The sequence below is a fragment of the Dyadobacter sp. CY327 genome (assembly GCF_021390415.1).
GTDB lineage: Bacteria > Bacteroidota > Bacteroidia > Cytophagales > Spirosomataceae > Dyadobacter > Dyadobacter chenhuakuii.
Genome location: NZ_JAJUXJ010000001.1, coordinates 1,383,583 through 1,398,496, shown reverse-complemented (window position 1 = coordinate 1,398,496; position 14,914 = coordinate 1,383,583). Strand labels below are relative to the sequence as shown.

The window sequence follows — 14,914 nt, the reverse complement described above, 5'->3', positions numbered from 1 at the left end:
TAAAATATTAATAACCTGGATTCTGCACCAGAACGTCTTTACCAAGCAAGTCAATCTGCTCCTGAGGAACTGGCAGGAATTCATTTTTCTTCGATGTAAATTTCGTTCCGCCCAGTGCGCCGCTCAACTTTTTGCCTTCGTAAGTAAGGTAAGCATTGATTGCTGAATCAGCGATTTCCCAACGTACAAGGTCGAAGAAGCGGTGGCCTTCGCCGGAAAGTTCAAGTTTTCTTTCGAAACGAACTGCTGTGCGGGCTGCATCTTTGCTTGCGAAAGGCGCTTTGTAAGTATTGATCACGTAGTTAGCAGCAACTGCGCCATTGGCACGTTTTACAAAACTTTCTGGGTTAGCAGCACGTGTACGGACAAGGTTCACATATTCTCTCGCTTTTTCCAATGATCCCACTTCAATCTCAGCTTCTGCTGCCATCAAAAGGACGTCGGCATAACGGATAATGTTGACGTTGATCGCTGTGTAACCTGGTGTCCATGAGCTGTTATCCTGCAACGAACCAATGTCGGACTTGTAATACGCATATTTTTTAGGCGTATAAGGACCTGCATTTGGCTGGTTACGGATCCAGTCATTACCCGGGTGATCGATCCAGTCAAGGAAAGGAAGACCGCGACGGCCGATAGAGTGGTCCAGACGTGGGTCAACAGGACCTGCATCCGGCGTGAAAGCGTCAGACGATTTCAAACCCATATCTGTTTTCAGCTCTTTGCCTGCCGTGTTGTAAGAACCGTCCAGATAAGGAAGTCCGCTTGCATCAGTACGGAAAGAGTTACCCAGCTCAAAGCTTGGCTGGAAGAAAGAACAGCAGTTACCCGGACCGTTAGGACCTGTGTTATAAGGCCAGTTAAGGTCAAATTCCGGGTTTGCATTGTTTACACTTCCTGTGTTGGCTGCAGCCTGGATCGCGAAAACCGACTCAGAATTGTTGTCATTAGCCGCTTTGAATGCGTCCTGGAATTTTGGTACCAAAGCGTATTTTTTACCATTGGTTGTTTTACCGTTGGCAATGATCAGGTCATAAAGCCCTTTTGCTTCGGTAAACTTCTTCTGATACATGTAGATTTTCGCAAGATAAGCCGCAGCCGCCCATTTGTTAGCGCGACCAGCTGCACCTTGTGTTTCCGGCAGGTTTTCATAAGCAAATTTCATATCTGCTTCGATCAATGGCCAGATCTCTACTGTGTTAGGAACTGATTCAATGCCTGTTCCGTAGTCCTTTGTTTCATCTACAAAAGGAACATTGTTGAATCCTCTTTTCAGCTCGAAATAGTAGTGGCTTCTCAGGAAGCGTGCTTCACCACCGATTCTTTTCTTGTCGGCTTCTGTAACATCCTCCTGTGCAACACCCAGCAGCTTGATAACCAAGTTTGCACGGGCTACACCTTCGTAGTTTCCTTTCCATTTATCCAAAATTACACCTTGTGTAGTCTGATACTCAAAGCGTTGGATTGGGTTGATATCACTGAAATCCCCAGGGTCGGTTCCTTTGTTGGCATCACCTCCGCGAATACTGCCCCACACCCAGTTACTGGCGCTGGCCATACGGTTTGCACGTCCGTTAAGCTGTCCATACACCGATACAAGCACACCCTCAATCCCCTTTTTGGTTGAAAGCTGCCCTTCATCCAGCTGTCCTGTTGCCGGAATTGTCAGGAAACTTTCTTTACAGGAGTATCCGACCAGCATGATCACTAATAAAAGTGCCAGTCCACCTTTTTTTGAAATATTGTTTTTCATTTTATTCATTTTTATCAAGATCTGTCTAAACCGATGTTTTGAAATAAGGCTTTTGTTTCTTCGATTTTAGAAACCTAAATTGATACCCAATGTGTAGCTTCTTGTGATCGGATAGTTACCTACGTCGATACCGAAGTTTGTATCAGCATTTCCACCAACACCCGGATCAAGTCCTTTGTATTTCGTCAGCGTGAACAAGTTGTTCGTTGAAGCGAATACGCGCAATTTAGACATGCGAAGTTTGCTCAATATGTTGCCTGGCAATGTGTAGCCAAGTGTGATATTCTGCATACGGAAGAATGTTCCGTCCTCAACATAGAATGAGTTTGACTGCGTGTTCGTACTGAAATTGGAAGTACTTTCAAAGATCGGCGTATCAGTGTTCGTAGCATTTGGCAACCATGAACCTTTTACACGGTCACTAACTGCCGCTCCTGTAAATGATGGGTAGAAATCTGTAAACCATTTAGAAAGGTTGAAGATTTTGTTACCAACAGAAGTGTACATGTAAGTTTCAACGTCAAATCCTTTGTAAGTCAATTTCAGGTTGATACCGCCTGTGAACTTAGGAACCGGGCTTCCCAGGTAAGTTCTGTCATCCGCATTGATCACACCGTCATTGTTGATATCCTCATAACGGAAACGGCCAGGGCCTTTACCATCCTGAGCTGGCGCGCCGTCAACTTCTGCTTTGTCTTTGAAAAGACCCATCACTTTGTATCCGTAGAAAGAAGAGATTGCATAACCGATCTGGTTTCTGATTGGCTTGATACCACGGAAATCAGGGTTAACTGTCAGGTAATTGATACCCGGCGCAAGCGACTCAATCTTATTTTTAAGAATACCGGCAGTGAAATTCACTTCATAACCAAGGTCGTTAGTGATACGGCCACGGTTGATGATCTGCAAGTCAATTCCTTTGTTTGACATTTTACCAACGTTAACAGAAGGTGCAGCAGCATCGTAACCAGCTGTTGCAGTGATCGGAACCTGGAACAAAAGGTCCTTGGTGTCTTTCTGCCACAAGTCGATGATAACGTCCAGTTTGCCTTTCAGGAATGTTCCGTCGATACCAATGTTTTTAGTGATACTGGTTTCCCATTTCGCGCTTTTGTTACCAATCCGCGTTCTGTAATATCCTTCTAATGCGCTTGAATTGGTTCCGTTCAAGTCATAAGATGACTGGCCAAGACTTGCACCGAATAAGCTGTACTGGTTGTTTGGATCCACGTTGTTAGAGTTACCCATCAAACCGTAACCACCTCTAAGTTTAAGCTCTGTAACAAAAGGAACGCTTTTCATGAAGTTTTCCGAAGAAATTCTCCATGCTGCCGAGAACGCAGGGAACACACCATAACGGTTGTTTTCTCCGAAACGGGAAGAACCATCGCGGCGAACAACCCCTGTCAGGATATACCGGTCATTGAATGTGTAGTTGGCACGGGCAAACAGTGAGTAGAAGTTAACTCCTTTATAGTAATCACTGAACACCTGCTTGGAACCAACGTTATTCATGTTAATGTAGTTGATATCCGTCGAGAATGGATTCAAACCAGATGAATTCTGATTTTTCCCCACGCCTGTGTTCAATGCTTCCTGACCAATGATCACGTCCAGATTATGCAATCCGAAAGTTTTCTTGAAGTTGGCCGTGTTTGTCAATGTCCAGCTGAAACGGTGTCCCGAACCTTCATTGTAACCGAATGCAGAGTTGTTTTCAGAGTTTTCATATTGTAATCTGCTGAAACCTCTGTTGGCATAATTGGAATATTGAGCCCCAACGCTTGAACGCAATGTCAAACCAGGAACTACATCCAGTTCAATGTAGAAGTTACCAAAACCGTTACCGGCGAAACCTGCATTGTTTTTAAGACCATCCCTGCGTGCAACCGGGTTTTGCGGGTTATTGAAACCTTTTGAAGATGTTCCTGCATATCCGCCAAACTCATCGTAAACCGGAATGATCGAAGGCATACGGAATGCAAAAAGAATGTCATTTTCATTCGCTGCAACACCTTGTCCGCCCGATCCACCATCCTGACCTAATACTTGCAGGTAAGTAAACTGTGCATTCTGACCGATTCTCAGGTTCTTAAGCACATCAAATTCAGTATTAACACGGAAAGCATAACGCTTGAAACCATTGTTAATCATGATCCCTTTCTGATCCTGAACGCTGAAACCAGCATAGAAACGGTTGTTGTCGCCACCACCTGAAAATCCAAGTGAATGTCTCTGCAAAGGTGCGTTTCTTGTGATCGCATCATACCAGTCTGTTCCTTGCTTGTTAGCTTTAACCACCTGATAGATAGAACCGCGGTTTGGATCTACATTGTATTTCAACTTTTCAGCTGCAAGATCCACTTCTCCAATTACACCTGTTTTTCCGCCTACGTTAATGTAGTCTGGCAAAACCGGCTTGTCGCCTGAGCCATATTGTCCGCTGGCAACGTTTGTAAATTTAGGAAGTGAGTCACCCTGGAATGCGTCATTTCTGATCGCCTGCCATGTCCAGTCTGCCTGCTCCTGTGGCGTAAGCATAGTCTGTCCTTTTCCAGGAGTAGTTACCCCGAAAAGTCCATCATATGTAATGCTCAGTTTCTTAGCTTTCTTTGTTCCTTTTTTGGTTGTGTAAACGATTACACCGTTCGCTGCACGTGCTCCATAAATAGAAGCAGCCGCTGCATCTTTCAGTACAGTCGTTGTTTCAATGTCATCAGGGTTAAGAAAATCGGTTGATCCTGTTGGCACCCCGTCCACAACGTACAATGGCTCGTTACCACCGAAAGCACCAAAACCCCTTACGCGGATCTGGCTGGTTGTTCCCGGCTGACCGTTTGTAATGACAGTCACACCCGCAACGCGGCCTTGTAATTGCTGTTCAACGTTACCAGATGGGGTTGCTGTTAAATCTTTTGACTTAACTGTTGAAACCGCACCGGTTGTTTCTCTTCTGCTATCGATGGTGTAACCCGTTACGATAACCTCCTCTAGCGCCGAAACGTCGTCATCCATCTGAATGTTGATGACACTTTGATTTCCCACACTTACCTCTTTTGTCTTGTAACCCACAAAGCTGATGACTAATGTGGTGTTGTTACCAACATTGATAGAGAAATCACCATCCGTGTTAGTGTTTGTTCCCGTCTGGGTTCCTTTCACGACAACCGTGGCCCCTGGGATGCCTGTTCCGGCGAGGTCGGTGATCTTTCCTGTTACCTTACGTTCTTGTGCGAATGCAACAATTGCTGCAAAACTTAGCATGAAGGAGAAGAAGATGCCCCTGCCGGAGATCTTGTAGATTCTTTTCATAATACTCGGTTAGGTTAATAATTATTAAGCAGTCAAATCTATGATTATTTCCACAAATAATTGGCCGTTTTAGATTAATATTTTCTAGCAATGAAATAATAGTATTATAAAGAGATAAAATAATGTCATAGATAACCGACTTTTGAGTGTTTATTTACGCAAACGCATACAAAATCGTTAAGCCGCATATTGTACAATCTTAGTATTTCCACGCTACAACCTACTATTCCAGAATGCTAAGGAAGATCTCATGGCTTAAATATTACTTTTTCCAGATTTCTATTTACCTCTGCCTTAGTAACCTTTCATGCGGAACGGAAGGCTCCGGGGAGTCGGTTGCCGACGGGAAAGCACTGGCTGGAAAATATTGCTCAAACTGTCACCAGGTGCCCGATCCGGCTCTTCTGGACAAATCAACGTGGACAAATAGTGTGTTGCCAGCTATGGCGGAGCAGCTTGGTATTGAGGTTCTGGAAGGAAACATTTACCTGCATAGCCAGCAATCTGCGCTCTCCTCCGCGGACTGGACGAAACTTGTACATTATTATCAAACCCTCGCTCCGGACACATTGCAAGTTCCTAACGGTTACAAGCACACGCAGGACTGGGCCGTATTTACATTGAAGCAGCCAAAAATTGAATTATCTGCCGTAAGCAGCACATTATTAGTTGCAATCGATTCGTCCAGGCAACGCCTCTACACCAGCGACCTGGAAAATCCGGGCCTGTACACTTCCGACCGCCTGGAACAACGCAAGCTGCTCACCACGCTTCCCTCCTCCGCCATCGACATTTGCTTTCCAACGCTAAAAAACCCAGAAATGGCGATCACATGCATGGGCGGCATGCGTGCCCTGGACATTACTAAGGGCCAAATATTCACTTTGGATAAAAAACGCGGCACCGAACCCGAAATGATATCGCAGGACCTCATCCGGCCGATCCAGAGCCAACCCATAGATTACAACAAAGACGGATTACAAGACTACCTGGTCTGCGCATTCGGGCATAACAGAGGCGGCCTATACATTCTGAAACAGCTTGCGGACAAGCAAACTTCCGGCAGTAGGTTCGAGAAAGTGGTGGTAAGGGAAATGCCGGGGGCAACGCAAAGCTATATACGTGACCTGAATAGTGATGGCTGGCCTGATATCATGACGCTTTTTGCCCATGCAGATGAAGGGATCTGGGTTTTTATGAATGACCAGAAAGGAGGATTTATTGAAAAGAATGTGCTTCGGTTTCCTTCTGTATATGGTTCAAGCAGCTTTCAGCTCGTTGATGTCACGCAAGACGGCAAGCCGGACATTGTTTACACCGCTGGTGATAACAGCGACTTTTCGAGGATTTTGAAACCTTATCATGGCCTTTATATTTTTGAAAATACAGGAAACCTGATATTCCGGCAAAGCTATTTTTATCCTATTAATGGCTGCACAAAAGCCGTGGCGTCAGATTTTGATCAGGACGGCGACATGGACATTGCGACCATTGCCTTTTTCGCGGATTTTCATAAGAAGCCGCAGGAAGGCTTTTTGTATTTTGAACAAACCGATACAACGCCAAAGCAGCAACCGAATTTCAAACCGCACGCCGTGCCCGTGCATACGCATGGCCGCTGGATCTGTATGGATGTTGAAGATTATGACGGCGATGGAGACGACGACATTGTTTTGGGTAATTTTTCAAAAGGTTTTTTAAATCAGGAAAGCTTGAAGCCAACCTGGAATGTGCATATCCCTTATGTGCTGCTTGAAAACAAAACATTGTCTTCAAAATTGCAATAGGCTAATCGTCTCTTTTCCAGTCTGCTGGCAGCAGGGATGAGAAACGATCGTTACCCAGGTCGCCCGCAATCTCAAATCCCATGGGAATAGAAACCCATCCCGAAGGCGTAATGACCATATATCCCTGTGGCAGTGTGATTTGCGTGTAAGCATATGGCATGTCCGAATAAGGCGATCTTCCCTTTTTCTTCATATAAAAAACTTCTAACTGCGTGCCCGACACGACCAGCCGCTCCGTCACCAACTCTCCCGGCCGGATGAGCCGCATGCCGCGGATCTGCTCAATGCGGTTATGCAAATGATTGGCAATGGTGTTGTAGCCATTTTGTGTCCGCACCGTGTTGAACCTGCGCATGGAATCGGGAATTGCCTGATATACTTTGAAACCCTCCTCCTGCAAACTGTCCGACACCATACTCGACAATAAATGCTTCACAGAGCCCTGATAAGCGATCTTCTGGTTAGCGCGCCATTGTTTTTTCTGTATGCTGTCTTTCGGCACCAGCAGCTCAAATCTCGTGCTGCCACCATAGAATAGCTTTCCGTTGAAATAATCAAAATCGTCCAGATCCTGATGAATGCGATAACCTAATGCAAGGTTTTCAATGATCAGCGGCTTGGTCGTTTGCGCAGTTAAATGCTTGTCATCGTCCTCGGAAATCCGCAAAACCTGCGGGTTAACGATCCTGCATTGCTTGCTAAAACGGCTGTTTCCAAGCAGTTCTCGGGTGATAATTTTCAAGTTCCGCTCTCGTTTTTTATTCTTTTTAGCATAAACCGTAACGCCTTGCAGCTCCATTCCTTCCCTCAGTTTGAAAAGGACAGTCTTCACTCCCGGATGCTCAAACCGCAATGTTTGTTTGACAGTCTCATAACCCAAAAACGAAACTGCCATTTCGAGATTACCAATGGACAAATTCGTCAGCCGGTAATTGCCATTCTCGTCCGCATTCGTTCCTATGGTGGAATTATTAATAAAAACGTTGGCAAACGGAAGTGGCTTACCCGTTTTCTCGTCGGTCACCTTTCCAGTAAGCGTAACCATTCCCCCTTGCTGCGCATATACATGGCACAGACTGCAAACGGCGATGACGACCGTCAACCAAAAACGATATAAGGCATTAGGTTTAAGCAAATTATTAATCACGAGCATTGTCAGAATCCTGCACTTTTACTTCAAATATAAAACGACGGACGCATACGGGCGCGCTGTTTGCTGAAATAGGCAAAAAAAAGGCTGCTCCGCCAGGGAACAGCCTCTTCAATTCTATTTATAAACGAATTATTTCAACCCAAGCTCCTCGCCTATTGCGCTCACTTTTGCTTTCAGGCTGGCATATACATTGTCGAAATCTTCGTTTTTCTCCAGTGCAGCGCGAACACCTACGTAGAACTTAATTTTTGGTTCCGTTCCGGATGGGCGGCATGTGAATTTCGTTCCGTCTTCGGTGAAGAATTGAAGCACATTAGATGGTTCGATCCCCATTTCCCCCGATGGAATTGAATGCGTGGTGCCGCTGGTAAAGTCTACCGTGCTCAGTGCTTTGTAATCATCCATTCTGATTACAGGCGAGCCTGCCAATGTTTTAGGCGGGTTGGCACGGAAATCGGCCATCATCTGCTGGATTTCATCAGCTCCGGTTTTTCCTTTTTTGGTTAAAGAAATGAGTCCTTCATAATAGAAACCAAATTGCTTGTAGATTTCCATCAACATATCAAACAGGCTCAACCCTTTATCCTTCGCATAAGCAGTTAATTCCGCGATCATGGCGCAGGAAGCGATCGCATCCTTGTCACGAACTGCATCGCCAATCAGGTAACCATAACTTTCTTCACCACCGCCGATGAACTGCTCAATGCCTTCTTTTTCACGGATAACCTGTGCAATGTATTTGAAACCGGTCAGCGTGTTATAACATTTCACATCGTACGCTGCCGCCATTTTATCAATTAAGTCGGTAGTAACGATGGTTTTGCAAACAAACTGGGTTCCTGTAAGCTTGCCGGCATCTTTCCACGCATTCAAAAGATAATAGATCAGCACACTGGCAGTCTGGTTACCATTTAAAAGCTGGATTTCGCCATGATGGTTTTTCACCGCAATTCCTACACGGTCTGCATCCGGATCGGTTCCCAATACCAGGTCTGCATCAATTTCCCTGGCTTTCTCAACCGCCTTGGACATGGCTTCACTTTCCTCCGGATTTGGATAAACCACCGTTGGAAACTGGCCGTTTCCTTTTGGCTCTGCCTGCTCCTCAATCACAGTAACCGCCTCGAAACCCATTTTGGCCAAAAGCGCAGGAACCAATGTTACCCCGGTTCCGTGCAATGGCGTATAAACTATTTTAAGGCCTTTTTGACGCTCCAAAGCACCTTTTGAAATGGAGAGCGACAGAATATGATCCATATATTTTTCATCAACATCCGCACCGATCTTAATGATCTTCGACGCATCGCCGTCAAATTTCACGTCATCAATCGAAGTGATTGCGTTCACCTCGTTGATAATGTTCGTGTCGTGCGGTGCAACTACCTGAGAACCATCATCCCAGTATGCTTTGTAGCCATTATATTCTTTCGGATTATGCGAAGCCGTTACAACCACACCGCTTTTGCAACCCAGCAAGCGGATCGCAAACGATAGCTCGGGCGTAGGACGAAGCGCTTCAAAAAGATAAACGGTGATGTCATTTGCAGAAAAAATATCAGCAATGATTTTGGCAAATTCATCCGATTTAATGCGGCTGTCGTAAGCAATTGCCACTTTTATTTCTTCATTTGGAAATGCCTGGTTCAGATAATTTGCCAAACCCTGCGTCGCGGTGCCCACTGTGTAGCGGTTCATGCGATTGGAACCGATCCCGATAAGGCCTCTTAGCCCGCCCGTCCCGAATTCCAGGTCTTTATAAAATGCGTCTGTCAGTTCAGTATCGTTTCCTTCATCGATTAATTGCTGAATGGATTGTTTGGTATCGATATCATAATCACCGTTGAGCCAGCTGCTCACTTTGGTCATTACACTAGGTTCCAATTTTGCAGTCATAAGTTGATTGGATGGAATTAATTGAAAATATACTTTATGGATTGTTGAGTTACTTACTGATTTCCAGCTCTTCTTTTTCGGGTTGCCTGGCCGTTTCCTTAGCAGTTTTGTGGATGAGCTCGGCTACAAGCCCGGTCCAGCCTGTCTGATGGCTTGCGCCGCAACCGCGACCATTATCTCCATGAAAATATTCGTAAAAAAGAATGTGTTCATTGAAATTCGGGTCTTTCTGCATTTTCTGGTCAACGCCATACACGGCCCGGTTTCCGTCTGCATCCTTTTTGAAAATATCAATCAATCGGCATGCAATGGCAACAGCTGCTTCCTTAATCGTCGCAAGATTGCCGGAATTGGTTGGATATTCTACCATAAAATCCTCGCCATAGTAAGCATGGAATTTCATCAGGGAGTCAAATATGAGGTAATTTAAAGGAAACCAAATTGGCCCGCGCCAGTTGGAATTCCCACCCATAATGTCGGTAAGTGCCTCAGCCGGAGTATAATCCACTTGCAGCACCTCACCATTGATATAAAATTTATACGGATTTTCTTCATGGTATTTAGACAAAGCCCTAACGCCATAGTCCGAAAGAAATTCATTTTCATCCAGCATCCGCTTCATGATCATTTTCATCCGGTGACCACGCAGGATGGATAGCAGGCGATTTTCCCCTTTACCGGACTCAAACCAGCGTGATATCAGCCTCGCCAGATCCGGTCTGTTTGCCAAAACCCATTCTACACGCCGTTTGAAGACAGGCATTTTATCGAGGTTTTGCGGATCAAGAATCTCAACTGCAAAAAGCGGGATAAGCCCCACTATTGACCTCACTTTCAGCAATATACTCTGTCCATTCGGAATGTGGATCACGTCATAATAGAACTGATCTTCTTCATCCCAAAGGCTTATCGAAGAATTTTTGCCTCCTATGGACTCCATAGCTCCCGCAATGTGCAGGAAGTGCTCGAAAAATTTGGAAGCCATATCCTGATAAACCGGGTGCACAAGGGCGATTTCCACCGAAATACGAAGCATATTCAGCGTATACATTGCCATCCAGCCTGTGGCGTCGGCCTGTTGCAATTTTCCGCCAAAAGGCATTGGCGTCGACCGGTCAAAAACTCCGATATTATCCAGGCCTAGGAAGCCGCCGCTGAAAATGTTGTTGCCTGTATCGTCCTTCTGGTTAACCCACCAGGTAAAGTTCAGGAGCAGCTTATGGAATATTTTTTCAAGGAATTCAATGTCCCCTACTCCGTTATTCTGCTCACGATCAATCTCATACACCTTCCACGTTGCCCAGCCGTGCACCGGCGGGTTAACGTCCGAGAAATTCCATTCATAGGCAGGAATCTGCCCGTTAGGGTGCATATAATACTCCCGAAGTAATATTTCAAGTTGTCTTTTGGCAAAATCCGCATCCACCCTGGCCAGCGGAACACAGTGAAAAGCAAGGTCCCATGCAGCAAACCATGGATATTCCCACTTATCCGGCATCGAAATAATATTAGCCGCATACAAATGTTTCCACCCGGAATTCCGCCCCCATTTTCGGCCTTGATTTGGCCCCGGCTGCGCCGGATCGCCCTTTAACCATTCGTAAACATTGTAATAATAAAACTGCTTGCTCCAAAGCATGCCTGCATACGCCTGCCGCTGAATGGATCGCAGATCGGCATCTGCCACATCGCGCTGCAAATCGTCATAAAACTCGTCCGCCTCCCTGATCCTTTTTGCAAAAAGATCTTCAAAGCCGCCAAAAGGTTCTGAAATCGTATGGTTTACAAACCTTAATCTGAATGTAGTGCTTTCGCCAGCCTTAATGGTCCGTGTGAAACGGGCTGCTGCCTTCGTTCCAATGTTGTTTGGATTTACGGTCGAGGACTTTTTATTGCTGACAATGTAGTCGTTGATCCCGTCTTTCGGATAGGCTGTATTATTCGCAGTTCCGTATAGTTTCTTGAAATTGGTCTCGTTTTCACAGAACAGCAGTTCGTCCGCGCCATCCAGATACAGGTTGTATTTCCCGTGTTTACGGTGCGTAACCTCTATCAAACGGTTCGAAATACCATTCATGATCGGCTTATAATTGAAAGCCTCGTATCCCCACGACCACGTATTTCTGAACATGATCGTTGGCAAAACCGTGATAGGAGCATCCTGGTCGCTGCGGTTGAAAACCGTTACCTTCATCATAATGTCCTCTTCATCGGCCTTGGCATGCTCAATGAAAATATCGAAATACTCATCATTCTCGAACACGCCTGTGTCCATGATTTCATATTCCGGATCTTCCTTCCCGCGACGGCCGTTTTCCTGACGTAACTTTTCGTAAGGGAAAGCGTTCTGCGGGTATTTATAAAGCATTTTGGTATAAGAGTGCGTAGGTGTGCTATCCAGATAATAGTACATTTCCTTCACGTCTTCGCCATGATTGGACTCCCGATTTGTGAGGCCAAAAATCCTTTCTTTCAGGATCTTATCTTTATGGTTCCAAAACCCGAACGAGAAACATATATGCTGCTTATTGTCAGAAAAACCTCCGATTCCGTCCTCCCCCCAGCGATAAGCTTTTGAGAGTGCCATCTCGTGGGTGATATAATTCCAGGCATCACCATTTCCACTGTAATCCTCACGAACCGTTCCCCACTGGCGTTCAGACAAATAAGGTCCCCACTTTTTCCACCCTGTATTCTCTTTTTGCAGGCTTAGTCTTACTTTTTCCGCGCCGTGTGCCATTAATTTATATTTTTCTGAAAGGAATGAAAATCTCTGTGTAAAACTAAAAACTTAATCGGCAAATCATCACCGATCAGCAAATTTCACCTCAAACTGCAAGTGATTCCAGGTCATTGTAGACGCTTACCTGATAGTTTACTTTGCCTGCATAAAATGCAGTCGTTTCAGCTGCCCTCTGCGCCGTTTCGGTCAATAATGGATGGCGTTCCGTGTGCAACAATGCTTCCACATCCGCTACATATTCCTTGAACATCAGCGGATTGGTTAACACATAATATTTTCCATCCGAAGCATGAAGGACTGGAATTGGCTTCACTTCTCCTTCCGCATTCATCCTGCCGTATTTTGACCGTGCTGCTCTATAATCTTCATCAGTTGAAGCAAATACGATAAATTTCGAAGGTTTGCTTTTAGCATTCTCTGCTCTAATTTTCGCATCAAGACCATCCAGCAAAGTCCTTAATTGCCAGATATTTTTCCCGGAACGGATCCTTTCCCGGATCGACTGCCTCACAAGATAGGTAAGCGCATGCGTCACGTTCAGCCCAATTTCAGCCATCTGCTTGAAGATGAATGATGTAGGTGACATTCCGGGAATCGTATTAGGGTCATGGAGCACAATGGTGCCTTCTGGCGTCAGAAATCCGTCGATACGGACGCAAACATCAATGCCCAGTTGTTCAAAAACGGTCGCTATCACCTTTTGGATCTCCTGATTCAGTTCAAGCGTTGTGTCAACCGGAATGCGTTTGCGGCTCGCTCCGGGCTTATATTTTGCATTAAAATCAAAAACCTGTACCATTTTGATCACCTCGCTGGGCGGCAGGGCCAACGGTTTCCCATTATCAAGCTGGATGCAGCCGCAGGAAAACTCCTGCCCGCTGACAAACTCTTCTATTAAAACCTGGTCTTCACCATTAGCACTGCTGAGAACAGCAGGTTCATTTGCTGTTGAGAAATAGCTGTCCAGCACATCGATCAGCTTTGCCGGGTGATATATCATTTCACCATTCAAAACCAGCGGAAACCCGATTCCCTCATCAAGATTTGCCACTTTTTGTGCCCAAGCCTGTTTTTCGGATCCGCCCAGCGCATTCCAGGTCGCGCCATCGAGCTCCACCTGGAAAAAGCATTGGTTAACTGCTGATATAAATTCTTCCAAAGAATCATCCTTTACAATAGCAACGCCGATAGACGAGCCCTGATGCGGCGCTTTAATGACCAACGGAAGTCCTAAATGTTTTTTAAGGACCTGAAAAAGAATTGGATACTCATTTGGAATCCATTGATCATAACGCAATGTCCAGCTCTTTTTCTGCTGACCATTCACCAATGTGATCATTTCATTTTGAAGAATTTTATCAATTCCGACTGCCGAACCCATTAAACCGGGCCCGCTGTAAGGAATTTTATACCATTCCAACAAACCCTGAATTGCACCGTCCTCACAATCAGGGCCATGCATGGCCAGGAATACGAAATCGAAATGTTGCTTGAATTGTTCAGGAGATATTTCTACCCCAATTTCGGAAGGAACGGACTCGTTGGCGAGTTCTGGATGCGATTCTATATAGGTTTTAAAAACAGTTTGCTGGATGCTTCGCGACGGATAGAACTCCCTGATCTCACTGGCATACATAAGTGGTTTTTCCAGCAGGATAAAACGTCCGAAACTATCCACAAAGACCGGAACTGGCTCAAAAAGTGATTTATCCAGGTATTCAAAAGCAGTTTTTCCACCAGCAAATGAAATTTCCCTTTCGCGGGAAGGTCCTCCGAAAAAAATTCCGATACGCATATTTAAATGTCAGGTAAAATCTTCTAAATCTTACGCGCAATATAACGTACTAATCGGGACGAATCAATTTCTGGCTGAAATGCCCGAAAATTTTAAATAAAAAAGCAGCTTTCCGTTTAGAAAAGCTGCTTTTGACAAAAACAAGGTTATAAAACCGGCTTATTTTAAGCCAATTCAGGGACATTCACAGAAACAACTTTGCTAACATAAGGAACAGCTTTGCGAATGGATTCTTCCAGACCTGCGCGGAATGTCATTGCACTCATAGGGCAGCTTTGGCAAGAGCCCTGCAACTCCAATTTAACGACCAGATCATCAGTCAATTCCACAAATTTCACATCTCCACCGTCTGCATGCAAATAAGGTCGTACCGTATCGAGTGCCTGCTCGATGAGCTCTATTATTTTTTCTTTTGAATCCATTGTTAAAAAATCTATTTGCTAAGGTGCAAGAATATATTCAAAAAATCAAATCATTA

Annotated in this window: 8 protein-coding genes; 1 reads left to right on the top strand and 7 read right to left on the bottom strand. The window is 45.1% G+C overall.

Annotation, left to right across the window (positions count from 1 at the left end):
- Positions 1 to 7: 7 nt before the first annotated feature.
- Both LZG74_RS05885 and LZG74_RS05880 read right to left on the bottom strand, forming a co-directional pair.
- Complete coding sequence (locus LZG74_RS05885) at positions 8 to 1,753, bottom strand: RagB/SusD family nutrient uptake outer membrane protein (protein ID WP_233795655.1); 1,746 nt, start codon at positions 1,751 to 1,753, stop codon at positions 8 to 10.
- Positions 1,754 to 1,819: 66 nt separating this feature from the next.
- A complete protein-coding gene (locus tag LZG74_RS05880) occupies positions 1,820 to 5,065 on the bottom strand; it encodes a SusC/RagA family TonB-linked outer membrane protein (RefSeq protein ID WP_409014436.1) in 3,246 nt (1,081 codons plus the stop codon).
- A gap of 233 nt (positions 5,066 to 5,298) precedes the next feature.
- On the opposite strand from LZG74_RS05880, the gene LZG74_RS05875 reads away from it, so the two are divergent.
- Positions 5,299 to 6,852, top strand: a complete 1,554-nt coding sequence (locus tag LZG74_RS05875) for a VCBS repeat-containing protein (protein ID WP_233795654.1) — start codon at positions 5,299 to 5,301, stop codon at positions 6,850 to 6,852.
- A gap of 1 nt (position 6,853) precedes the next feature.
- On the opposite strand, the gene LZG74_RS05870 is transcribed toward LZG74_RS05875, so the two are convergent.
- From LZG74_RS05870 to LZG74_RS05850, 5 genes are all read right to left on the bottom strand, one after another.
- Positions 6,854 to 8,005 (bottom strand): carboxypeptidase-like regulatory domain-containing protein, encoded by a 1,152-nt coding sequence (locus tag LZG74_RS05870; protein WP_233795653.1) that lies wholly within the window; start codon positions 8,003 to 8,005, stop codon positions 6,854 to 6,856.
- A 129-nt stretch (positions 8,006 to 8,134) separates the two neighbouring features.
- The gene (locus LZG74_RS05865; protein WP_233795652.1) at positions 8,135 to 9,898 is read right to left on the bottom strand and encodes a phospho-sugar mutase; all 1,764 of its coding nucleotides are present in this window, start codon (positions 9,896 to 9,898) and stop codon (positions 8,135 to 8,137) included.
- A 49-nt stretch (positions 9,899 to 9,947) separates the two neighbouring features.
- Complete coding sequence (locus LZG74_RS05860; protein ID WP_233795651.1) at positions 9,948 to 12,638, bottom strand: MGH1-like glycoside hydrolase domain-containing protein; 2,691 nt, start codon at positions 12,636 to 12,638, stop codon at positions 9,948 to 9,950.
- An 88-nt stretch (positions 12,639 to 12,726) separates the two neighbouring features.
- Positions 12,727 to 14,436 carry a D-alanine--D-alanine ligase gene (locus LZG74_RS05855; RefSeq protein WP_233795650.1) on the bottom strand — a complete coding sequence of 570 codons (1,710 nt, stop codon included), beginning with the start codon at positions 14,434 to 14,436 and terminating at the stop codon, positions 12,727 to 12,729.
- A 164-nt stretch (positions 14,437 to 14,600) separates the two neighbouring features.
- Positions 14,601 to 14,858, bottom strand: coding sequence for a NifU family protein (locus tag LZG74_RS05850; protein WP_026632669.1), 258 nt, complete (start codon positions 14,856 to 14,858; stop codon positions 14,601 to 14,603).
- Between the last annotated feature and the right edge of the window lie 56 nt (positions 14,859 to 14,914).